Annotated in this window: 19 protein-coding genes and 1 rRNA gene; 19 read left to right on the forward strand and 1 reads right to left on the reverse strand. The window is 69.3% G+C overall.

Annotation, left to right across the window (positions count from 1 at the left end; genetic code table 11):
- The 19 genes from rrf (at position 1) to QSK17_RS23800 (ending at position 21,299) form a co-directional block, all read left to right on the forward strand.
- Positions 1-117 (forward strand): 5S ribosomal RNA (gene rrf / locus QSK17_RS23710).
- Positions 118-784: 667 nt separating this feature from the next.
- Complete coding sequence (locus QSK17_RS23715; RefSeq protein WP_285707364.1) at positions 785-907, forward strand: VOC family protein; 123 nt, start codon at positions 785-787, stop codon at positions 905-907.
- Between the two features lie 216 nt (positions 908-1,123).
- Positions 1,124-2,407 carry a bifunctional folylpolyglutamate synthase/dihydrofolate synthase gene (locus QSK17_RS23720; protein WP_285707531.1) on the forward strand — a complete coding sequence of 428 codons (1,284 nt, stop codon included), beginning with the start codon at positions 1,124-1,126 and terminating at the stop codon, positions 2,405-2,407.
- A complete protein-coding gene (locus QSK17_RS23725; RefSeq protein ID WP_285707365.1) occupies positions 2,404-2,766 on the forward strand; it encodes a DUF4233 domain-containing protein in 363 nt (120 codons plus the stop codon). The genes QSK17_RS23720 and QSK17_RS23725 overlap by 4 nt, the downstream gene beginning before the upstream one ends.
- A gap of 11 nt (positions 2,767-2,777) precedes the next feature.
- Entirely contained in the window at positions 2,778-4,301 is a 1,524-nt protein-coding gene (locus tag QSK17_RS23730; RefSeq protein ID WP_285707366.1) for a hypothetical protein, read from the forward strand.
- 116 nt (positions 4,302-4,417) lie between these two features.
- Complete coding sequence (gene ndk / locus QSK17_RS23735) at positions 4,418-4,828, forward strand: nucleoside-diphosphate kinase (RefSeq protein ID WP_285707367.1); 411 nt, start codon at positions 4,418-4,420, stop codon at positions 4,826-4,828.
- Between the two features lie 195 nt (positions 4,829-5,023).
- Positions 5,024-6,055 carry a rod shape-determining protein gene (locus QSK17_RS23740; protein WP_285707368.1) on the forward strand — a complete coding sequence of 344 codons (1,032 nt, stop codon included), beginning with the start codon at positions 5,024-5,026 and terminating at the stop codon, positions 6,053-6,055.
- 11 nt (positions 6,056-6,066) lie between these two features.
- A complete protein-coding gene (gene mreC / locus QSK17_RS23745; RefSeq protein WP_285707369.1) occupies positions 6,067-7,101 on the forward strand; it encodes a rod shape-determining protein MreC in 1,035 nt (344 codons plus the stop codon).
- Positions 7,102-7,106: 5 nt separating this feature from the next.
- On the forward strand, positions 7,107-7,610 hold the full coding sequence (gene mreD / locus QSK17_RS23750) for a rod shape-determining protein MreD (protein WP_285707371.1): 504 nt from the start codon (positions 7,107-7,109) through the stop codon (positions 7,608-7,610).
- A gap of 13 nt (positions 7,611-7,623) precedes the next feature.
- Positions 7,624-9,684 carry a penicillin-binding protein 2 gene (gene mrdA / locus QSK17_RS23755; RefSeq protein ID WP_285707373.1) on the forward strand — a complete coding sequence of 687 codons (2,061 nt, stop codon included), beginning with the start codon at positions 7,624-7,626 and terminating at the stop codon, positions 9,682-9,684.
- Positions 9,681-10,853 carry a rod shape-determining protein RodA gene (gene rodA / locus QSK17_RS23760; RefSeq protein ID WP_285707375.1) on the forward strand — a complete coding sequence of 391 codons (1,173 nt, stop codon included), beginning with the start codon at positions 9,681-9,683 and terminating at the stop codon, positions 10,851-10,853. The genes mrdA and rodA overlap by 4 nt, the downstream gene beginning before the upstream one ends.
- A 67-nt stretch (positions 10,854-10,920) precedes the next feature.
- Positions 10,921-12,843, forward strand: a complete 1,923-nt coding sequence (locus tag QSK17_RS23765) for a TIGR03960 family B12-binding radical SAM protein (protein ID WP_285707377.1) — start codon at positions 10,921-10,923, stop codon at positions 12,841-12,843.
- 120 nt (positions 12,844-12,963) lie between these two features.
- On the forward strand, positions 12,964-13,677 hold the full coding sequence (locus QSK17_RS23770) for a TIGR03936 family radical SAM-associated protein (RefSeq protein ID WP_285707379.1): 714 nt from the start codon (positions 12,964-12,966) through the stop codon (positions 13,675-13,677).
- A 283-nt stretch (positions 13,678-13,960) separates the two neighbouring features.
- Complete coding sequence (locus tag QSK17_RS23775; protein WP_502889276.1) at positions 13,961-16,627, forward strand: Rne/Rng family ribonuclease; 2,667 nt, start codon at positions 13,961-13,963, stop codon at positions 16,625-16,627.
- Positions 16,628-16,814: 187 nt separating this feature from the next.
- Positions 16,815-17,129 carry a 50S ribosomal protein L21 gene (rplU, locus tag QSK17_RS23780; RefSeq protein ID WP_067186310.1) on the forward strand — a complete coding sequence of 105 codons (315 nt, stop codon included), beginning with the start codon at positions 16,815-16,817 and terminating at the stop codon, positions 17,127-17,129.
- A gap of 38 nt (positions 17,130-17,167) precedes the next feature.
- Positions 17,168-17,425 carry a 50S ribosomal protein L27 gene (gene rpmA / locus QSK17_RS23785; RefSeq protein ID WP_061257314.1) on the forward strand — a complete coding sequence of 86 codons (258 nt, stop codon included), beginning with the start codon at positions 17,168-17,170 and terminating at the stop codon, positions 17,423-17,425.
- Between the two features lie 114 nt (positions 17,426-17,539).
- Entirely contained in the window at positions 17,540-18,892 is a 1,353-nt protein-coding gene (gene obgE, locus QSK17_RS23790) for a GTPase ObgE (RefSeq protein WP_285707381.1), read from the forward strand.
- Between the two features lie 15 nt (positions 18,893-18,907).
- Complete coding sequence (gene proB / locus QSK17_RS23795; protein WP_285707382.1) at positions 18,908-20,026, forward strand: glutamate 5-kinase; 1,119 nt, start codon at positions 18,908-18,910, stop codon at positions 20,024-20,026.
- A 16-nt stretch (positions 20,027-20,042) separates the two neighbouring features.
- Positions 20,043-21,299, forward strand: coding sequence for a glutamate-5-semialdehyde dehydrogenase (locus QSK17_RS23800; RefSeq protein WP_285707383.1), 1,257 nt, complete (start codon positions 20,043-20,045; stop codon positions 21,297-21,299).
- A gap of 92 nt (positions 21,300-21,391) precedes the next feature.
- On the opposite strand, the gene QSK17_RS23805 is transcribed toward QSK17_RS23800, so the two are convergent.
- Positions 21,392-22,066, reverse strand: a complete 675-nt coding sequence (locus tag QSK17_RS23805; protein WP_285707384.1) for a LuxR C-terminal-related transcriptional regulator — start codon at positions 22,064-22,066, stop codon at positions 21,392-21,394.
- Between the last annotated feature and the right edge of the window lie 163 nt (positions 22,067-22,229).

The following is a 22,229-nucleotide window of genomic DNA, read 5'->3' on the forward strand; positions in this document are numbered from 1 at the left end:
TACGGCGGTTATAGCGGTAGGGAAACACCCGGTTACATTCCGAACCCGGAAGTTAAGCCTTCCAGCGCCGATGGTACTGCACTGGGGACGGTGTGGGAGAGTAGGACGCCGCCGGACAATTTTTGTGAGGGAGGGTCACCCGTTTTTGGGGTGGCCCTTTCTCTGTTTTCTGGGGTTGTTTTCTTTGTTTGTGGGGGTTCCGGGTGCCGGGCCCCCTTTTTTGTTGCCCGTGGCTGGGGTGTGGTGCCGCTGGTTCTGGGGCGGGGTTTTCCGGGCCGGTAGCTAGTGGTTTGTGGCCTGCTGGCTGGTGCTGTGGGCTGTGTCAGGGCTGCGGGGTTATGGGTGGGGTCGGATTCGCTTGTGCCGGCTGTGGTGTGGGTGTTTTGAGGGGTTCCGTGGTGGGGCCTCTTTTTGGTTTTCCGGGTTGGTTTGGGTGCTTTCCGGAGTTCGCTTGCGGGTGGAGGCAGGGGTGCGGCGGGAGAGTGTGGCGCGGAGGCGGGGGGTTGTGGAGGCCGGCGTAGGACCGTGCCAGCAACCACCGCGCCCGCGATGGCCGCGATCAGCGGCTCGTTGGAGGCCCGCTATCACGGCCGGCCGGAACAACCCCCCGTCGTAGCGCCTACGGACACCAGCCAGTTCATGGGGCCTACGGACACCAGCCAGCTGACGACCCGGCCTGTCCGAGTCGCCAGCTACGCCCTTCGGCCCACTCCTGGAACAGGCTGTAGCCGAGGGCTTCCAGTAGCCATCGCCAACTGAGCAGGCGTCGGCGCACGGCTGGACGTTGCTGTTCCCCAACCGGCATCCCTATGCGGGGGGAGATCAGCACTACGCCACCTATCTTGAGGACGGGTACGGCTTCGAGGTTGAACTCGTCGCCACCGGCACGGGACCGACACCCGCCTGAACCGATCTGACGCTGGAATGGGCCCATTCGAGCACATTCCAGGGCCGGTGTCGCTGATGCTTCAACTCCTGGCACTATCTCCCTGGCCGTCATTTTCACGTCGCGGTTCTGTCGTCGAATTCGTGCGGCTTTGGGCGCGTCGTCCTCGGGGACGGTGGTCATCCGGGCTGACAGTAAGGTTGATGCGTGGAGTATCGAGAGGTCGAACAGGCCATCATGCGCAGGGGAGTCGAGTGGGATTTCACGCCCACCCTCGACCGGATCATCGCCCTGGTGGAGCTGCTCGGTGACCCTCACAAGGCATACCCGATCATTCATGTGGCCGGGACGAATGGCAAGACCAGCACCGCGCGCATGATCGAGGCGCTGCTACGGGAGCGCAATCTTCGGGTCGGCAGGTTCACCAGTCCCCACCTGAACTCCATGCGCGAGCGCATCAGCGTCGACGGCGAGCCCCTCTCGGAGGAGCGGTTCACCGAGGTTTACGAGGACATCGCGCCCTATCTCGAGATCATCGACGCCAAGGTCGGGAAGCTCAGCTTCTTCGAGGTCCTCACCGGAATGGGCTTCGCCGCCTTCGCGGACACTCCGGTGGACGTCGCCGTGATCGAGACCGGCATGGGCGGGACCTGGGATGCCACCAACGTCGCCGACGGCGCGGTGTCGGTGATCACGCCGATCTCGCTGGACCACACGGACTATCTCGGCCCGGACATCGAGACGATCGCCGGGGAGAAGGCCGGCATCATCAAGGCCGATGCGACGGTCATACTCTCGCAGCAGCCGCTGGAGGCGGCGGAGGTCCTGATGCGTCGGGCCGTGGAGATGGGCGCGACGGTCGCACGGGAGGGCCTGGAGTACGGGGTCCTCCACCGTGAGCTCGGCATGGGCGGCCAGCTGCTCCAGCTGAAGGGCCTGAAGGGCGTCTACGAGGAGGTCTTCCTGCCTCTGTACGGCGCGCACCAGGCGAGCAACGCGGCGAGCGCGCTAGCCGCCGTGGAAGCCCTGAGCGCCGGCGACGAGCCGCTCGGTGACGATCTCGTCCGACAGGCGTTCGCGCGGGTGACGAGTCCGGGCCGGCTCGAGGTGGTCCGTGGAGGGCCGACGGTGGTTCTCGACGCCGCGCACAACCCCGGCGGCATGGAGGCGACCGTCGACGCGATCTCGGAGTCCTTCGGCTTCACCCGGCTCATCGCCGTGGTCGCCGTCATGGCCGACAAGGACGTCGACACGATCCTGGAGCTCCTCGAGCCCATCGTCGAGGAGATCGTCGTGACGAGGAACACCTCGCCCCGGTCCATGTCGCCTGAGGATCTCGCGGAGAAGGCGGAGAGCGTCTTCGGGGCCGAGCGGGTCCACGAGGTGGCCCGGCTCGACGACGCGATCGACCTCGCGGTCGGTCTGGCGGACCAGGGCGACGAGTTCGGCTCCGGCGTGCTGATCACCGGTTCGGTCGTCACCGCCGGCGACGCCCGGATCCTGCTGAAGGCGGACCGATGAGCAGCGCGCATGGTGAGGGCAAGTTCGAGGTGACCCCGGGAATGCGGCGTCTCGGTGCCAGCGTGCTGGGCATGGAGGCCATCGTCGTCGCACTGTTCACCCCGGTCGCCATCGCGGTGGCGCACGTCGACACCACCGTTGCCGTGACCGTCGGCATCGGGCTGGCCATACTGTGCGTGCTGGCCGCGGGCATGCTGAAGCGGCCCTCCGGCTACATCGCGGGCAGCGTCGTCCAGCTTCTGGCGATCGCCACCGGTTTCCTCGTCCCGACGATGTTCTTCCTCGGCGTGATCTTCACCGCGCTATGGATAACAGCGATATTCGTCGCTCGCCGTGTCGAAGGTGCGACGAAGCGCTAAAGTCGGCCAACATGGCCGTCCCCCCGATTCCGCAGGCCCGGACCGCCGTGGCGGTTCGTGCCGTACGCGTTCCTCTGTTGCTCGACGTCGTGCTCGGGCTCCTCGTCGCGGTCGCGCTGCCGCTGGCGATCGTCGCCATTCCGAACACCATCTCCGTGGTGGCCGCGCTGCTGCCGCCGGACGCATCGCAGGTCGCGATGGTGCGGGCGCACGGCCTGGCGCTGCCGGTCATGCTGCTGGCCGTGCCGCTCGCGGCGGTCGCCGTACGCCGGTTCCGTGCCGCGCCGATACTGGTGGTGGGGCTCACGCTGCTGGCCGCCGCGGACGCCGCGGGAGGCTACGCGGGGTCGACCTTCGTGGTCGGCGTGCTGCGTGTCCTCCACGGCATCGGCGCGGGCCTGCTGCTGCCCGCGACCCTCGTGGCCGCCTGGGAGCGTCCGCGGCGCAGGTTCCTGCTGCCGGTCTGGGCGGGGATGCTCGCGGCGAGCCTGGCCGGGGCCCAGGCCCTCGCGTTGTGGCCGCTGGCCAAGGCGACTTCCTGGCAGGTCACCCTCCAGCCGTATCCGCTCCTGACCGGTGTCGCGCTGGCGCTCGCCGCCGTGTACCTCGTGCTCTGGATCGTGGCGGGAGACGGCGCGGACGGCTCCGACGCCGAACGACCGTCGGCGGCGGAGCTCCGCGGTGACCGGGGCAGGCTGACGCGGGCCGCGGTCCTCGCCGCGGGCATAGCGGCCCTGGCGGTCGGCATGACGTTCGACTGGCCGGCCGTCCTGGCCATCGCCGCGGCTGCCGTCGCGGTGATCGCCGTGCTGGGTCTGTGCGTGGTCACCAGGTTCGAGGAGCCGGGAGGGCGCACGCTGGCGTTCGCGAGTGTCGCGGTCGGCCTGGTGGTGCTCCCGACGGCCGCGCAGGCCACGTACCTCGAGATGGGCGGTGTGCGCGGCGGGCCGGGGCTCTCCGGTCTCTGGCTGCCCCTGACGCTGGCCGCCGTGGTGACGGTGGCCAGCGCATATGCCGCGAGTACGGTGGGCGACAAGACCGCGGCGAAGCTCGTCGGCGGGGGTCTGGTGGCGATCGTGGCCGCGCTGTGTGCGATCAGGTTGCTCATCCCGACCTCGGTCGGTCTCGTGTTGGTGGTGCCGTTCTCGCTGCTTGCCGGGGGCGCGGCGGTGGCTCTGGTGGCCGCGCTGCGAACCGTCCGGGTCGGTACGGCGCTGTTCGGCCTGTCGCTCTGCTTCCCCGCGCTGCTCGGCGGATTCCTGTTGGGAACGGGCGTCCAGCGGTTGAGGATCGACGGCATCCGCAGCTCGGCGGCGGCGCAGCCGACGCTCGTCGCGGACGCGTTCCTCGACGCGCTGTGGATGTGGGCCCTGGTGGGCGGGTTCATCGTCGTGGGCATCATCGTGATGGCGTCGTGGCTGGGGCGGCGGGAACCCGGGGCGGCGCGGCAGAACGCTCAGGTGTTGATCCCGTCCCCCACCCCTTCGCCCGAGGAGATGGGCGCGGGGAGCGGGGAAACCTCCTCAGACCGGTAAGCTGCGGGTTGCACGGAGCACCCGAGCGAGCGCGGCCATGAGCACGCCTTGCTGCGGAGGGCCGACTTTTCGCAGCCGTCGCCGAGAACGGCTGAAGATCAACAGAGGAGATTCTCGTGTCGGAGCGCACGCTTGTCCTGATCAAGCCGGACGGTGTCCGTCGTGGCCTCATCGGGGACGTCATCGGCCGCATCGAGCGCAAGGGCCTCAAGGTCGTGGCGATGGAACTGCGCACTCTTGACGCCGAGACCGCCAAGGCGCACTACGCCGAGCACGCCGAGCGTCCGTTCTTCGGCGAGCTGGTGGAGTTCATCACGTCCGCGCCGTTGGTCGCGCTCGTCGTGGAAGGTCCCCGGGCCATCGAGGCGTTCCGCGCGCTGGCCGGTCTGACCGACCCGGTGAAGTCGGCCCCCGGCACGATTCGCGGCGACCACGCTCTGGAGATCGGCGAGAACGTCGTCCACGGGTCCGACTCGCTCGAGTCCGCCGCCCGCGAGATCAAGATCTTCTTCCCCGACCGCTTCTGAGCGCTCGACCACAGGAGAGGCCCCGGCTCAAACCGGGGCCTCTCGTGTTTTCCCAGGTAGTGACGCTTTTGATGGCCCTGGCCGGGAAGATTTTCCCGCTCGCTGAAGGCTCGATGTGCCGGGCCATGGGTACAGCAAGTTACGATTCGAGTGCGATGCGTTATCCCGCAAACCACCTGAAAGGCCTTCTTCAGCATGGGGAGCAAGCTGGCATTCCTGGGCCGTGACATGGCGGTTGACCTCGGCACGGCGAACACTCTGATCTACGTCCGAGGGCGCGGCATCGTTCTCAACGAGCCGTCCGTCGTAGCGATCAACAACTCCACCGGAAAGATCGTCGCGGTGGGGATCGAGGCGAAACGCATGATCGGGCGAACACCCGGAAACATCATCGCCGTCCGTCCCCTGCGTGACGGGGTGATCGCCGACTTCGACATCACCGAACGCATGCTGAGGTACTTCATCCAGCGCGTTCACAAGCGCCAGCGCTTCGCCAAGCCGCGCATCATCGTGGCGGTGCCCAGCGGAATCACGGGCGTCGAGCAGCGCGCGGTAAAGGAGGCCGGATATCAGGCGGGTGCCCGGAAGGTCTACATCGTCGAGGAGCCCATGGCGGCGGCCATCGGCGCGGGCCTTCCCGTTCACGAGCCCACCGGCAACATGGTGGTCGACATCGGCGGCGGCACCACCGAGGTCGCGATCATCTCGATGGGCGGCATCGTCACCTGCCAGTCGATCAGGGTCGGCGGCGACGAGCTGGACCAGGCGGTCGTGAACTTCGCCAAGAAGGAGTACTCCCTGATGCTCGGCGACCGGACCGCCGAGGAGGTGAAGATCGCCATCGGCTCGGCGTATCACGTCAGCGAGGAGCTCCATGCCGAGATCCGCGGCCGGGATCTCGTCACCGGACTGCCCAAGACCGTCGTGATCTCGGGAGAGGAGATCCGCCGGGCCACCGCGGAGCAGGTGAACGCGATCGTGGACGCCGTCAAGACCACTTTGGACAGGTGCCCGCCGGAACTGTCGGGCGACCTCATGGACCGGGGCATCGCGCTCACCGGTGGCGGGGCCCTGCTCAAGGGCATGGAAGACCGGCTACGTGACGAGACCGGGATGCCGGTCCATCTCGTGGACAACGCCCTCGACTCCGTCGCTCTCGGCTCCGGCCGATGCGTGGAGGACTTCGAAGCGCTCCAGCAGGTGTTGGTGCCGGAACCCCGCCACTAAGGGGGCGCGTCATGAGAGATTCCCGCCGCACCCGCCTGATCCTCGGAATCCTCCTCGCCGCCGCTCTGGTGCTGATCACCGTCGGTCATCGGAGCGGCGACGCGTCCGTCGCCGGGCCGCTGCGGCAGATCGCCTCCTCGGTGTTCGGCGCGGCGGAGCAGGCGAGCACGAAGGTGACGGAGCCGGTTTCGACATTCTTCTCGATGGTGACCGGCGCCCCGGGCGCCAAGGAGCGCATCGATGGGCTGAAGAAGGAGAACGCCCAGCTCAGGAGCAGGCTGGCCGCCGCCCAGTTGGACAGGGACAGGTCCAAGCAGCTCGACCGCATGCTCGGTCTGTCCGGTCTCGGCCACTACCGGGTCGTGCCCGCGCAGGTCATCGCGCGCCGGCACACCCCCGGTCTCGAGGACAACGTGGAGATCGACGTCGGCTCGCGGGACGGCGTGCGCCGGGACATGACCGTCCTGAACGGCGACGGCCTGGTGGGCCGGGTGATCCGGACCGGGCCGGGAACGTCGACCGTCATCCTTCTCACCGATCCCGGCTCGTCGGCGGGTGCCCGCCTGGAGGGCGGGCGCGAGCTCGGCGTCGTCAGCGGGCTCGGTGAGAACGGCAAGGACGGCAACCTGATCAGGCTGCGCCTGCTCGCCTCGACGGTGCCGTTGAAGAAGGGGCGGCGGATCGTCTCCTTCGGTTCGCAGAACGGAACGCCGTATGTGCCGGGTGTGCCCATCGGGGAGATCGAGCGGGTCCAGATGACGCCGGGGGAGGTGACCCGGACCGCCTATGCCAGGCCGTACGCCGACTTCTCCGCGCTTGACGTCGTGGGCGTCGTGGTCCGGGCCCCCGATCGCGACCCGCGTGACTCGGTCCTGCCGCAGGAGCCCGGGAGGGGCGTGCCCGGCAAGAAGGACAAAGGCAAGGACCACGGCAAGGACAAGTCCAAGGACAGATCCACGGGCCAGGCCAAGCGGCGGGACACGACCGGCGACTCGGGGGAGCCGGACCAGGCCGCCACGCCGCACCAGGACGAGGGGAGGGACTGATCGGCATGGCGCGTAACCTGCTCGCCGCGTTGCTCCTTTTCGTCGCCCTGGTCGTGCAGGTGACGGTGTTGAACCGGCTGCCGGTCAAGGTGGTCCCCGACCTGGTCCTGCTGGTCGTGATCGTCCTGGCCGCGATGCGAGGCCCGCTCGATGGCGCGGTCATCGGTTTCTGCGCGGGCCTCGCGGCCGACATCCTGCCGCCCGCGGGAGAGTTGCTGGGACAGTACGCCCTGGTCATGTGCCTCACCGGCTTCGTGGCGGGGAGGCTGGCCGCGCACGCGCCGCTGTTCGCCACGCTGGTGTGCGCGGTTCTCGCTCCGGCTCTCACGGTGGGAGTCAGGGCCCTGGTCGCGGACGACGGTGTCGGCTGGACCTACCTGCGAACGGTGTGGCCCTGGGTGGCGCTGTGCAATCTGATCGCCGCCCCGGTTGTGTTGTGGGCGGTGCGGCGTCTCCTCCGCGAACGGCGACGGCAGACCGTACTGGTGCCCAGCTGGAGACGGATATGAGCGAGGGGGTCGCATGACCCGGATGCACACGCGGTTGATCGTTCTTCAGATTGTGGTCGTGTCCCTGATCGTGGTTCTCCTCGTACGGCTCTGGCAGGTCCAGATGGTACGAGGAAGGGAGTTCGTGGCGGTCGCGACCGAGACCCGTACCCGTGAAGTGGTGGTGCCGGCGTTGCGGGGGCAGATCCTCGACGCCATGGGCCGGCCGCTGGTGCGCAACAGCACCAGCCTGGTGGTCTCCGTGGATCGGACCACGTTTGAGCGGATGCCCGACGGCGGCGCCGCCGTGCTGGGCCGGTTGGGCAAGGTGCTCCGCATGTCGCCGGACAAGATCAAGCAGCAGATCCGTGCCTGCGGGCCGGGCGTTTCGCGGCCGTGCTGGCCGGGCTCGCCGTACCATCCGATCCCGGTGGACAGCCGGGTCACCCAGCGGCAGGCGCTGCAGATCCTGGAGCGGCAGGAGGACTTCCCCGGGGTCACGGCGGAGATCCAGGCGGTCCGCGACTACCCGGGAGGGACGGAAGCGGCCCAGTTGCTCGGCTACCTCCAGCCGGTCACCCAGAGCGAGCTGGAGAAGCGCGAGGGCCTCAAGGCCAGTTACTCCGGGGTCGACCTGGTGGGCCGTGACGGTCTGGAGGCCGTGTACGACGCCGAGCTGCGGGGCGAGTCGGGCCTGCGCCGGGTCCAGGTGGACCGGATGGGCAAGCAGATCGCGGTCACGCAGCAGAAGTCACCGACGACGGGCGACACGCTGGTCACCAGCATCGACACGCGGGTCCAGTCCATCGTCGAGAAGGCGGTGGCCGAAGCGGCGAAGAGCGTGGGGTCCGACGGCGCCGCGGGCGTGGTGCTCGACGTCAAGACCGGCCGGGTCGTCGCGATGGCCAGCGTGCCGACGTACAACCCGTCCGTGTGGGTGGGGGGTATCTCCGAGCACGATTACCAGCGCCTGCTGTCGAAGAAGTCCGGCAAGCCGCTGGTGTCGCGGGCGATCAACGGCACGTTCGCTCCGGGATCAACCTTCAAGATCTCCTCGGTTTCGGCGATGGTCGCGGACGGCTCCCCGCTGCACGGGACCTATCAGTGCCCGAGCTCGTTCAACGTCGCCGGCCGCGCGTTCGGCAACGCCGGCGGCATGAGCCTGGGCTCCATCTCACTGCACACCGCGCTGGTGAAGTCCTGCGACACGGTCTTCTACCGGGCGGGGTACGAACAGTGGTTGCGCGACGGCGGCAACAAGCCGAAGGCCAAGGTCAAGGAGCCCATGCCGAACATGGCCCGCGCCTACGGGTTCGGCCAGCGAACCGGCATCGACCTGCCGGGCGAGTCCCCGGGCCTCATCCCGGACCGCAGGTGGAAGGAGAACCTCTGGAAAGCCACCAAGATCGAGAATTGCAGGCGGGCGAAGACCGGCTTTCCGGAGATCAAGGATGAGGGACGGGCCGCGTTCGCCAAGCGACTGGCCAACGAGAACTGCCTCGAGGGCAACATCTACCACGCTTACGAGGCGGCCAACTTCTCCATCGGCCAGGGTGACGTGCTCGTCACCCCGCTCCAGCTCGCCAGGGCGTATGCCGCGCTCGTCGGAGACGGCAAGGTCCGCAGCCCCCGGGTGGGCCGGGCGCTGTTCCGCCCGGACGGCACGCTGGTCAAGGAGATCAAGGTTCCGGTCGTCGGGAAGCTGCCGATCAACAAGGAGACCCGGGACTACATCCGTAAGGCACTGAGCGAGGTGACGTCGGACGGCACCGCGGCGGGCGCGTTTCGCGGCTTCCCGATGAACGAGGTGAAAGTCGGTGGCAAGACCGGCACCGCCGAGGTGTGGGGCAAGCGGGACACCTCCTGGTTCGCCTCGTTCGCTCCCGCTGCGGACCCGCGGCTGGTGACCGTTGTGATGGTCTCGCAGGGCGGATTCGGCGCGGAGACGGCCGCCCCGGCGGTGAGGAGGATCTGGGAAGGCATCTACGGCCTGGGCAAGAACGACAACGGCAAGCCGCTGAAGGCCGCGCTGCCCTCCGGGCACCCCGTGGAGCGCCTGCCGGTCATCAGGCGGGACGGGACGGTCGCCCAATGATCCAGCAGTCGGCCGTGCGCAGCAGATCCTTCGCAAAGCGTGCGGTGGGGCGGGGATCGCCGATCAGGAAGATGGACGGCCTCATGCTGCTCGCGATCGCGGCGCTGTCCGTCATCGGGACACTCCTGGTCTGGTCGTCCACCCGGAGCTGGATGTCGGTGCAGCCGACCGCGCTGGCCAAGAAGCACGTGCTCAACATCCTCATCGGCGTGGCGCTGCTCGGCGCGGTCGCCATGATCGACTATCGCCGGCTGCGGACCGCCGCGCCCGTGGTGTTCGGTGCGGCGCTCATCGGCCTGCTGCTGGTCATCACACCGATGGGAGCGACGATCAACGGGCACCACTCGTGGATCACGCTCGGTGGCGGCTTCGCCGTGCAGCCGGCCGAGCTGGCCAAGCCCGCGCTTGTGCTGATACTGGCGCGGTCCCTCGCCAAGCCGGCCGAGAGGACGGGCCGGCCCAGGCTGATCAGCGTGGCCCTCTGCCTCGCCGCCACCGGGATCACCACCATGCTGGTGATGCTCGAGCCGGATCTGGGCACCACGATGGTCCTCCTGGTGATCACAGGGGGGACCCTGATCTTGGCGGGACTGCGCAAGCGTTGGGTCGCATTGTTTCTGCTGCTCGGCGGCGCGGCGGCGGCGGCGGTGTGGTCCTTGGGGCTGCTGAAGCCGTACCAGGTGGCGCGCTTCACCGCGTTGATCAACCCGGCGAGTGACCCGCGAGGGGTCGGCTACAACAGCACGCAGGCGCTCGTCGCCATCGGTTCGGGGGAGCTTTTCGGGAAGGGCCTGTTCCACGGAGGGCAGACCACCGGCCGGTTCGTGCCGGAGCAGCACACCGACTTCATTTTCACCGTCGCGGGCGAGGAGCTCGGCTTCGTGGGCTCGGTCAGCGTGGTCCTCCTACTCGGCGTTGTGCTGCTGCGGGCCGTGCGCATCGCACGGCAGTGCGACGACAGGTTCGGGTCCCTGATCGCCGGGGGCATCGTCTGCTGGTTCGCCTTCCAGAGCTTCGTCAATGTCGGGATGACCATCGGGATCATGCCGATCACGGGCATCCCGCTGCCCTTCGTGTCCTACGGAGGCACGGCCATGTTCGCGAACATGATGGCCGTGGGCATGCTCCAGGCCATCCGCATCCGCGCCTACGACAGGCGCTCCGTCTGAGATCACGCCGAGGGGCCTGTGGACGAGTGGACATGGGACGCTTTTCGAAGCGGATACGCTTGGAGCCATGTCTGTCGAGTCACTGTTTCCTCGCCTGGAGCCGCTGCTGCCCAAGGTGCAGAAGCCGATCCAGTACGTCGGGGGTGAGCTCAACTCGACGGTCAAGGACTGGGACGAGGCGAGCGTCCGGTGGGCTCTGATGTACCCGGACGCCTATGAGGTCGGCCTGCCCAACCAGGGCGTGCAGATCCTCTACGAGATTCTCAACGACCTGCCCGACACGATGGCGGAGCGCACCTATGCGGTCTGGCCGGACCTCGAGGCGCTCATGCGGGCCGAAGGCGTGCCCCAGTTCACCGTCGACGCCCACCGCCCGGTTCGCGCTTTCGACGTTCTCGGGGTGTCCTTCTCCACCGAGCTCGGTTACACCAACCTGCTGACCGCGCTCGACCTGGCGGGCATCCCGCTGGAGGCGGCCGAGCGGACGGATGAGGACCCGATCGTGCTGGCCGGCGGCCATGCCGCGTTCAATCCCGAGCCCATCGCCGAGTTCCTCGATGCCGCCGTCCTCGGCGACGGAGAGCAGATCGCGATCGCGATCTCCGAGGTCATCCGCGAGTGGAAGGGCGAGGGATCGCCGGGCGGCCGCGATGAGCTGCTGATGCGCCTCGCCTCCACCGGAGGTGTCTACGTCCCGAAGTTCTACGACGTCGAGTACCACCCGGACGGGCGCATCATGCGCGTCGTGCCGAACCGGCCCGGCGTGCCGACGCGGATCTTCAAGCACACCGTCATGGATCTCGACGAGTGGCCCTATCCGAAGAAGCCGCTCGTCCCGCTGGCCGAGACCGTCCACGAGCGGTTCAGCGTGGAGATCTTCCGCGGTTGCACCCGTGGCTGCCGTTTCTGCCAGGCCGGGATGATCACCCGCCCGGTGCGGGAGCGGTCGATCACCACGATCGGCGACATGGTGGAGAACGGCATCCGCGAGTCCGGCTTCAACGAGGTCGGACTGCTGTCACTGTCCAGCGCCGACCACTCCGAGATCGGCGACGTGGCCAAGGGCCTGGCCGACCGGTACGAGGGCACCAACACGTCGCTGTCGCTGCCGTCCACGCGAGTGGACGCGTTCAACATCGACCTGGCGAACGAGTTCTCCCGCAACGGGCGGCGTTCCGGGCTCACCTTCGCTCCCGAGGGCGGCTCAGAGCGCATGCGCAAGGTGATCAACAAGATGGTCACCGAGGAGGACCTCATTCGCACCGTCACCACGGCGTACAGCCAGGGCTGGCGACAGGTGAAGCTCTACTTCATGTGCGGCCTCCCAACGGAGGAGGACGTGGACGTCCTCGGCATCGCCGACCTGGCCAAGAAGGTCATCCGGGCGGGCCGTGAGGCGACCGGCTCCAGGGACGTGCGCTGCACCGTGTCGATCGGCGGGTTCGTGCCCAAGCCGCACACGCCGTTCCAGTGGGCCGCCCAGTGCGACCACGAGACCGTGGACCGCCGCCTCCGCGAGCTGCGCGACGAGCTGCGCGGCGACAAGGAGTACGGCCGGGCCATCGGCTACCGCTACCACGACGGCAAGCCGTCGATCGTGGAGGGGCTGCTCTCCCGGGGAGACCGCCGCGTCGCCCGCGTCATCCGGGCCGTCTGGGAGGGCGGCGGCCGGTTCGACGGCTGGAGCGAGCACTTCTCCTACGACCGCTGGAGGCAGGCGGCCGAGAAGGCACTGGCCGACGAGCCCGTGGACGTCGACTGGTACACCACGCGCGAGCGCGAGGAGCACGAGGTGCTCCCGTGGGACCACCTGGACGCCGGTCTCGACCGGGAGTGGCTCTGGCAGGACTGGCAGGACGCCAAGGGCGACGTCGAGGTCGAGGACTGCCGTTGGACGCCCTGCTATGACTGCGGCGTCTGCCCGACCATGGGGACCGAGATCCAGATCGGCCCCACCGGCAAGAAGCTGCTGCCCCTCACCGTGATCTGACAGGGGACTTCCGCGCGAGGCTTATCCTGAAAGACGACGGACCGACACCGGAAGGACGATTTAACACTGAAACCCGTTCCTGATGGGCCCCCGCCCGCGCCCGTGGTGCAGCGCCTTCGCGTGCGCTACGCCAAGCGTGGACGGCTGCGCTTCACGAGCCACCGCGACATCTCCCGTGCCGTCGAAAGGGCGGTACGCCGAGCCGATATCCCGGTGGCGTACAGCGCGGGGTTCAGCCCCCATCCGAAGATCTCTTATGCCGGCGCGGCCCCGACCGGGGTGGCGAGCGAGGCCGAGTACCTCGAGATCGGCGTGAACAGGCCGTGCGACCCGCACCGCGTCCGCGCCGACCTGGACGCCTCGCTGCCGCCTGGTCTGGACGTGCTCGACGTGGTCGAGGCGCGCGACAGCGGCCTGGCCGACCGGCTGGAGGGCTCGGCGTGGGAGCTGCGGCTGCCCGGGGTGGATCCCGAGGTGGCCGCCAAGGCGGTCGAGGCATTCGTCACCGCCGACCGCGTGGAGGTCGAACGCCTGACCAAGAAGGGTCTGCGGCGGTTCGACGCACGCGAGGCGGTGCTGAGCCTGGCCGTTCAGGAAGGGGCGGCGAGAGCAGCAGGTCAGGAGCCGGATTGGCCGTGTGTCATACTTCGCATGGTCGTTCGGCACGCGACACCTGCCGTTCGACCCGATGACGTACTCACGGGACTGCGTCTTGTGGCGGGCTTCGCGCCGCTGTCACCCCCCGAGGTGACCAGGCTGGCGCAGGGGCCGCTCGACGCGACCGGTGAGCCCGCCGACCCGTTCGATTTCGATCGGGTGGGCGGAAACCGATAAGACTTGCCGCCGAGGCACCGAAAGGGAGCCAGGCGGACCGCGAGAGACGAGAGCTCCCGTGCGGCGCGGAGACGTGCCCGGGAGCTGACGGGAGAGCGCCCGCATGCTCGACAACGAGCCCAATGCCGGGGCTGTGAGCCTTGGCAGCGATACGACGACAACTGACAGGACGGCAGGGGGGACGACGCGGAGCGGAGCCGGCAGCGGCAGCGCTCTGGCGCGCCGCCGTTCGGCGAGCCGGCCCGCTGGGCCGCCGCCTGAGCCCGAGGACACCCCATCGGCCGTGATCACCGTACCGGCCGCGGCGCCCGAGGCCGCCCAGCCGGAGGCACCGCAGGCGGAGCAGGAGCGACCGGAGGCCGCTCAGACCGAGGCCGCACGGGCGTCGGTGACCGAAGAGGCGAAGCCCAAGCGGGCCACCAGGCGCAAGACCACCGCCAAGGCGGCCGTGGAGTCCGCTGAGGAGGCCGAGTCGGCCAAGCCCACCCGGCGCACCCGCACCCGCAAGGCCGCCGAGGAGCCGGCCGGCGACACGACCGCGCAGCCGGTCGTCGAGGCCGGCGCGGAGTCCGGTGGCGAAACGGCGGTGAGCGGTGAGGAGGTCGCGGCGCCCACCCGGCCACGCCGTACGCGCAAGGTGGCGGCGCCGGAACGATCCAGCGCCATGACCGCGGCGGAGGCCGAAGTGGCCACCGCGATGTCCCTGGCACTGCCGGACGTGGACGACGTCCTCGCCGAGGAGGCCGAGGACCTCGGCGAGACCGAGACGATCGAGACCGCCGAGGAAGCTGAAGCCGGCGAGGAAGCCGGGACCGAGGACGCCCGCGCTGAGACGCCGGGGCACGGCGTGGTCGCCGACCCGTTCGGGCTGCACGCCCAGCGCGTGGCGGAGCCTCCGCCACTGACGTTCCAGGCCCCGGCCGCGGTGTTCCAGCCGCTGTTCCAGGCCCCGGACCCGTTCGCCGTTCCGGAGATCCGCACGCAACCGGCCGCACCCGCCGAGGAGGCGGTGGAGGAGCGGGCCGAGAGCGCGGAGACGGACGAGGGCGCCGAGCACGGCGAGGACGACGGCGAGGCGGGCGGCCGCCGCAGGCGGCGGCGCCGGGGTGGACGAGGCCGTGGTGCCAAGCCCCGTGACACCGAGGACGGCGAAGAGGACGAGAGCGTCTCCGCCGAGGCCGCGGAGGAGCCGGAGGGCGAGGAGCACGGCGAGACCGGCGAGGAGGAGACCGACGGCGACCAGGCCGGGTCGCGCCGCCGTCGCCGTCGCCGTCGCCGCGCCGGGGAGGAAGCTGATCTGACGATCGAAGATCAGCCCAACACCGTGGTGCGGATCAGGGCGCCGAGGGCGACCCGGGCCACGTCCGTGGACGAGGTCCAGGGCGTACGCGGCTCGACCCGCCTGGAGGCCAAGAAGCAGCGCCGCCGCGAGGGGCGCGAGCTGGGCCGTCGCCGCCCGCCGATCATCACCGAGTCGGAGTTCCTGGCCCGGCGGGAGTCGGTCGAGCGCGTCATGGTGGTGCGCCGCCAGGGTGGCCGCACCCAGATCGCGGTCCTGGAGGACGGCATCCTCGTCGAGCACTACGTCGACCGGGAGGCGAGCCAGTCCTACGTCGGCAACGTTTACCTCGGCAAGGTGCAGAATGTGCTGCCCTCGATGGAGGCGGCGTTCATCGACATCGGCAAGGGCCGCAACGCCGTGCTGTACGCCGGTGAGGTCAACTTCGACACCGCCGGGCTGGAGGGCCAGCCCAAGCGGATCGAGGCGGCGCTGAAGTCCGGTCAGTCCGTCCTGGTGCAGGTCACCAAGGACCCGATCGGGCACAAGGGCGCGCGGCTGACCTCCCAGATCAGCTTGCCCGGCCGATACCTCGTCTACGTGCCGGACGGCTCGATGATGGGCATCTCCCGGAAGCTGCCCGACAAGGAGCGGACACGGCTCAAGCAGATCCTGCGCAAGGTGATGCCGGAGAACGCCGGTGTGATCGTGCGCACGGCCGCCGAGGGCGCCTCCGAGGAGGAGCTCAGCCGCGACGTGGCCCGGCTGTCCGCGCAGTGGGAGAACATCCAGCGCAAGGCCAAGTCGGCCAGCCCGCCGGAGTTGCTCTCCGCCGAGCCCGACCTCACCGTCCGTGTGGTCCGGGACGTGTTCAACGAGGACTTCGCCTCACTTGTCGTCGAGGGCGACGACGTGTGGGAGACCGTGGACGAGTACGTCCAGTACGTCGCCCCGCACCTGGCCGACCGTCTCTCCAAGTGGGAGGAGTCGGGCGACGTCTTCGCGAGCTACCGCGTGGACGAGCAGATCGCCAAGGCGATGGAACGCAAGGTGTGGCTGCCCTCCGGCGGCTCCCTGGTGATCGACCGGACCGAGGCGATGACCGTCGTCGACGTCAACACTGGTAAGTTCACCGGCCAGGGCGGGAACCTCGAGGAGACCGTCACCCGCAACAACCTGGAGGCGGCCGAGGAGATCGTCCGCCAGCTCAGGCTGCGGGACGTCGGTGGCATCATCGTCATCGACTTCATCGACATGGTGCTGGAGAGTAACCGGGACCTCGTGCTGCGGCGGCTGCTGGAGTGCTTGGCCCGGGACCGGACCAAGCACCAGGTGGCCGAGGTCACGTCGCTGGGACTGGTCCAGATGACCCGCAAGCGGGTCGGCCAGGGCCTGCTTGATGCGTTCTCGACACCCTGTGATTGCTGTCACGGCCGTGGCGTCATCATCTCGTCCGAACCGGTCGAGGCGAAGCCCGAGCCGCGGGGCACGCAGGGCAAGATGGCCATCGAGAAGGCCGTGGCCGAGAAGCTCTCGACAGGTGAAGGGGCGGTCGTCGCCGCGTCCGTCAACGGGCGTGACAGCGTCACCGATCCTCTCCACACAGGCGATGACGCTCTCGCCAGTCAGTCTCGGGGACGTCGCCGTTCCCGCAGGAAGACGGCAGAATAGGACGTCGTCTTTCCCCGGTGTTCCGCCCGGTTCGACCTGGGTACCGGTAATCCGGTACCCTAGTCAACCGGTGCGCCCGGTGGCGCGCCTGGCTTCGCGCGCCTACCTGGTTCGCCGGTCGTTTCATCGACAGCAGCTGGATGCGGGGCGCAGCATCTAAGCATTTAGCCAGAAGAAGGGTTCCGCGGTGTACGCGATCGTTCGTTGCGGCGGCAGGCAGCAGAAGGTCTCCGTCGGGGACGTCCTCGAGGTGGACAAGGTCGCCGGCGAGGTGGGCTCCTCGGTGTCGCTGCCGGCGGTGCTCGTCGTCAACGACGGCGATGTCACCACCGACGCTGCCACGCTTGACAGGTTCCAGGTGACCGCCGAGATCCTCGGCGAGACCAAGGGGCCGAAGATCCGCATTCTGAAGTACAAGAACAAGAGCGGCTACAAGAAGCGCCAGGGTCACCGCCAGCGGTACACCCAGGTCAAGGTCACCGGCATCAACCCCGGACAGTAAGTATTTCCCGGGGGATGCCCCCCGAAAGGGAGTGAATCATGGCACACAAGAAGGGCGCCTCGTCCACCCGGAACGGCCGCGACTCTAACGCGCAGCGTCTCGGTGTGAAGCGCTTCGGTGGTCAGCTTGTCAACGCGGGCGAGATCATCGTTCGCCAGCGCGGCACGCACTTCCACCCCGGTGACAACGTCGGCCGTGGCGGCGACGACACGCTGTTCGCCCTCGCGGCGGGCCACGTGCAGTTCGGCACCAAGCGGGGTCGCCGCGCGGTGAGCATCGTCCCGATCGCGGAGTGAATCCGCTCGGTAAACGGTTGTAGATGAGGCGGATCGAATTCTCGGTCCGCCTCATCTCTTTTCTGAGGGGCACCGCGGTGAGAGCGCGTCGGACCCCTCCCACGAGGGGAAGCAATGGCTGATTTCGTCGATAACGTCATCCTCCACATCAAGGCGGGTGATGGCGGTCACGGCTGCGCTTCCATCCACCGGGAGAAGTTCAAACCGCTCGGCGGACCTGACGGCGGGAACGGCGGCCGCGGCGGTGATGTGATCCTTGAGGTGGATCCCAACACGGCGACCCTGCTGGAGTACCACCACCGCCCGCACCGGCGGGCGGCCAACGGTAAGCAGGGCATGGGGTCGAACCGCGAGGGTGCCAACGGCGAGTCGGTCGTGCTGCGGGTCCCGAACGGCACCGTGGTGAAGGACGCCAGGACCGGCGAAGTGCTGGTCGACCTCGTCGGTGCGGGCACCCGCTACGTCGCAGCCCAGGGCGGCTTCGGCGGGTTGGGCAACGCGGCGCTGGCCAACGCCCGGCGCAAGGCCCCCGGCTTCGCGCTGCTGGGCGAGCCCGGCGACGAAGCCGAGATCATGCTGGAGCTCAAGACCGTCGCCGACGTGGCGCTGGTCGGGTTCCCGAACGCCGGCAAGTCCTCCCTCGTCGCGGCGCTCTCGGCCGCCCGGCCGAAGATCGCCGACTATCCGTTCACCACCCTGATCCCCAATCTGGGCGTGGTGACCGCGGGGGACACCGTGTTCACCGTCGCCGACGTGCCCGGCCTGATCCCCGGCGCCTCGGAGGGCAAGGGGCTCGGCCACGAGTTCCTGCGGCATGTCGAGCGCTGCTCGACCATCGTCCACGTCCTCGACTGCGCCACCCTCGATCCCGGGCGCGACCCCCTGAGCGACTTCGACGTGATCGAGGCCGAGCTGGAGGCGTACGGCTCGCTCCAGGACCGGCCGCGGATGGTCGTGCTCAACAAGGTGGACGTGCCCGACGGGCGCGACCTGGCCGACATCGTCAAGCCCATGCTGGAGGAGCGCGGCCTGCGGGTCTTCGAGATCTCCGCGGCCTCCCACGAGGGCCTGACCCTCCTGGCGTACGCGATGGGCGAGATGGTGGCGCGGGCCCGGGCGGAGGCTCCGATCGAGGAGCCGACGCGCCTGGTCATCCGGCCGCGCCAGCTCGGCGAGACCGGTTTCACGGTCAGGCGGGTGGATGAGAACACCTTCCAGGTCACCGGCGAGAAGCCGGAGCGCTGGATCCGCCAGACCGACTTCACCAACGATGAGGCCGTGGGCTACCTCGCCGACCGCCTGGAACGGCTCGGCGTCGAGGAGGCGCTGGTCGAGGCGGGCGCCCAGGTCGGCGCCGAGGTCGTCATCGGTCCGATGGAGGGCGGATACGTCTTCGACTGGCAGCCGTCCCAGGGCACGCAGACCCGGGTGGCCGGGCCGCGCGGCACGGACAGCAGACTCATCTGAGAGGGGGATCGGCGGATGAGCAGGGACCGGGTCGGTACGGCCGCGCGGCTGGTCGTCAAAGTGGGGTCGTCGTCGCTGACGACTCCACAGGGCATGATCGACGTGGACCGTGTGGACGCGCTGGTCGACGTGCTGGCCGCGCGCCGCCTGGCCGGCGCGCAGATCGTGCTGGTCTCCTCCGGGGCGATCGCGGCGGGGCTCGGCCCGCTGGGACTCAAGAGCCGTCCCAAGGACCTGGCCACCCAGCAGGCGGCCGCCTCCGTCGGCCAGGGCGTTCTCGTCGCCCGTTACACCTCGTCCTTCGCACGGTACGGCCTGCGCGTCGGGCAGGTGCTGCTGACCGCGGACGACATGATGCGCAGATCGCACTACCGCAACGCGCGGCGTACGCTGGCGCGGCTGCTGGAGCTCGGCATCGTGCCCGTCGTCAACGAGAACGACACCGTGGCGACCGACGAGATCCGTTTCGGCGACAACGACCGGCTCGCCGCCCTGGTCGCCCATGCCACGTACGCCGACGCCATGGTCCTGCTCTCCGACGTGGACGCCCTGTACGACGGGGATCCGCGCAAGGAGGGCGCCCGGCGGATCACCGAGGTCCGTGGCCCCGAGGACCTGGAGGGCGTCGAGCTGGGCACGTCCGGCCGGGTCGGCACCGGCGGCATGGTCACCAAGGTGCAGGCCGCCCGGATCGCCACGGGCGCCGGAGTCCCCGTGGTCCTCACCGCGGCCGCCCACGCCGCGCACGCGCTGGCCGGTGACGACGTGGGCACGTACTTCCATCCCGTCGGCCGGCATCCCGGCACCCGGCTGCTCTGGCTGGCCCACGCCGCCACCGGCCAGGGGCGGCTCCACCTCGACCCCGGCGCGGTCGAGGCGGTCGTCGGGCGGCGCAAGTCCCTGCTGCCTGCGGGGGTCGTGAAGGTCGAGGGCGACTTCTCCGCCGGCGACCCGGTGGACCTGTGCGGCCCGGCCGGCACCGTCGTGGCTCGCGGCCTGGTCAACTACGACGCGAGCGAGATCCCCGAGCTGCTCGGCCGGTCCACCCGCGAACTGGCCAAGGCGCTCGGTCCGGAATACGAACGCGAGCTGATCCACCGGGACCACATCGTCATACTGGGGCACCATCACTAGTTCTGGAGTGCGGAGCATGTCTGAGGTAGAAGACTTCCTGAAGGTCGCCCGAGCGGCGAAGGACGCCGCCACCGTGCTGGCGCCGCTGCCGCGCGCGCCGAAGGACCTCGCGCTCCGCGCCGTCGCGGACGCCCTGGTGGCCCGCTCGGCCGAGATCATCGAGGCCAACGCCGTCGACGTGGAGAAGGCCCGTGCGGGCGGCGTGTCCGAGGCGATGATCGACCGGCTCCGGCTCGACGCCGGCCGGATCGAGAAGATCGCGGCAGCCGTACGGGAGGTGGCGGACCTGCCCGACCCCGTGGGCGAGGTGGTCCGGGGCAGCACGCTGCCGAACGGGCTGGAGCTGCGTCAGGTGCGGGTGCCGCTCGGCGTCATCGGAATCATCTACGAGGGCCGGCCCAACGTGACCGTGGACGCCGCGGCCCTGTGCCTCAAGAGCGGCAACGCCGTGCTGCTGCGCGGGTCGTCCAGCGCGTACTCGTCGAACACCGTTCTCGTGCGGATCATGCAGGAGGCGCTGGCCGCGACGGAGGTGCCCGCTGCCGCCGTGCAGCTCGTGCCGGGCCAGACGCGCGAGTCGGCCAAGCTCCTGATGCGGGCCCGCGGCCTGGTGGACGTACTGATCCCGCGCGGCGGCGCGTCGCTGATCAACAGCGTGGTCGAGGAGTCCACCGTCCCCGTCATCGAGACCGGCGTGGGCAACTGCCACGTCTACGTGGACGCCGACGCCGACATCGAGACCGCGCTCACGATCCTGGTCAACGCCAAGGCGCAGCGGCCCTCGGTGTGCAACGCGGCCGAGACGCTCCTCGTGCATGCCGACATCGCCGCCGAGTTCCTGCCGAAGGCGCTCACGGCGCTCAAGGACGCGGGTGTGACCGTCCACGGCGACGAGCGGGTGCGCGCGCACGACGCCGGTGTCGTGGCGGCGAGCGAGGAGGACTTCTTCACCGAGTACCTCTCGCTGGACATCGCCGCCGCTGTCGTCGACTCCCTCGACGACGCCGTCCGGCACATCAGGACGTACGGATCGGGCCACACCGACGCGATCGTCACCCGTTCACAGGGCGCGGCGCGTAGGTTCGTGGCGACCGTGGACTCGGCCGCCGTCGCGGTCAACGCCTCCACTCGGTTCACCGACGGCGGTGAGTTCGGGTTCGGCGCCGAGATCGGCATCTCGACCCAGAAGCTGCACGCCCGCGGCCCGATGGGTCTGCCCGAGCTCACCTCCACCAAGTGGATCTACACCGGCGACGGGCACGTCCGCGGTTAGGGAGTGTCGGACACGACCAAGGTGGCTGGTGCTAGGTCGTGTGCCGTTCGGGGTGTTCCCGGCCGGCCCCGTTCCGGCCGGAGCTGTTCCGGTCACACGCGGGCGAGGATGGGGCGCGAGCCGAGCCCCGCGTCCCTGGCCCGCAACGCGGCGTCCGTCCGGCTCGGCGCCTCCAGCTTGTTGAGGACGTTGCTGACGTGGTTGCGCACGGTCTTGGGCGCCAGGCGCAGCTGACGGGCGATCTCCGCGTTGGAGTGGCCGTCGGCCAGGTGCTCGAGGATCTCGTGCTCGCGCTGGGTCAACCCCGGAAAGGGCGTCTGCGCCGCCGGGGCGCTGAGCTGGGCCAGCAGCCGGGCTCCCACGCCCCGGCCGAACACCATCTGCCCCAGTGCGACGGAGCGGACCGCCGCCGCGATCTCGCCGGGGCTGGCGCACTTGAGCAGGTGCCCGTATGTCCCGGCCCGGAGCGCGGTGAGCAGGCCCCCTTCGGCATCGCCCGTGCCCAGCGTGATGATCCGTACGGCGGGGCACCTGCGGGTCAGGTAGTCCACGGCGTCCGGCATGGCGGCGTCGATGAGCGCGACGTCCGGGCGGAGCCGTACGGCGAGTCGGATCGCGTCGAGGGACTCCGAAGCGGTTCCCACGACGGCGATGTCCGGAACCTCGTGCAGCGCGAACTTGATCCCCTCGGCGTACAGGGGATGCTCGTCGGCCACCACGACAGTGACATGCCGGGTGCCCCTCCCGGCTGAGTGGTCGGTGTCCATTGGAGTGAACCACCGCTTTCTTGGTTGCCTTCTCCCGATGACGACCGCACGCCCCCGGCGTGGCGGCCCACTCCCAAGAATCGTCCAGGGCGCTTGTAAATAACTTGGGGTTGAACAGCAGAGCGGCCAATATTGCGCAAAGTAATCAGCGTGTCACTAAGGG

Origin of the sequence: Microtetraspora sp. NBRC 16547, from assembly GCF_030268965.1 — a bacterium.
Taxonomy (GTDB): Bacteria; Actinomycetota; Actinomycetes; order Streptosporangiales; family Streptosporangiaceae; genus Microtetraspora.

Coding starts and splice junctions, on each gene's coding strand:
- QSK17_RS23765 (WP_285707377.1), top strand. CDS start 10,921: ATGTCTGTCGAGTCACTGTTTCCTCGCCTGGAGCCGCTGCTGCCCAAG.
- QSK17_RS23720 (WP_285707531.1), top strand. CDS start 1,124: ATGCGCAGGGGAGTCGAGTGGGATTTCACGCCCACCCTCGACCGGATC.
- QSK17_RS23730 (WP_285707366.1), top strand. CDS start 2,778: ATGGCCGTCCCCCCGATTCCGCAGGCCCGGACCGCCGTGGCGGTTCGT.
- QSK17_RS23740 (WP_285707368.1), top strand. CDS start 5,024: ATGGGGAGCAAGCTGGCATTCCTGGGCCGTGACATGGCGGTTGACCTC.
- rpmA (WP_061257314.1), top strand. CDS start 17,168: ATGGCACACAAGAAGGGCGCCTCGTCCACCCGGAACGGCCGCGACTCT.
- rodA (WP_285707375.1), top strand. CDS start 9,681: ATGATCCAGCAGTCGGCCGTGCGCAGCAGATCCTTCGCAAAGCGTGCG.
- mrdA (WP_285707373.1), top strand. CDS start 7,624: ATGACCCGGATGCACACGCGGTTGATCGTTCTTCAGATTGTGGTCGTG.
- mreD (WP_285707371.1), top strand. CDS start 7,107: ATGGCGCGTAACCTGCTCGCCGCGTTGCTCCTTTTCGTCGCCCTGGTC.
- QSK17_RS23800 (WP_285707383.1), top strand. CDS start 20,043: ATGTCTGAGGTAGAAGACTTCCTGAAGGTCGCCCGAGCGGCGAAGGAC.
- obgE (WP_285707381.1), top strand. CDS start 17,540: ATGGCTGATTTCGTCGATAACGTCATCCTCCACATCAAGGCGGGTGAT.
- mreC (WP_285707369.1), top strand. CDS start 6,067: ATGAGAGATTCCCGCCGCACCCGCCTGATCCTCGGAATCCTCCTCGCC.
- QSK17_RS23725 (WP_285707365.1), top strand. CDS start 2,404: ATGAGCAGCGCGCATGGTGAGGGCAAGTTCGAGGTGACCCCGGGAATG.
- proB (WP_285707382.1), top strand. CDS start 18,908: ATGAGCAGGGACCGGGTCGGTACGGCCGCGCGGCTGGTCGTCAAAGTG.
- QSK17_RS23805 (WP_285707384.1), bottom strand. CDS start 22,066: ATGGACACCGACCACTCAGCCGGGAGGGGCACCCGGCATGTCACTGTC.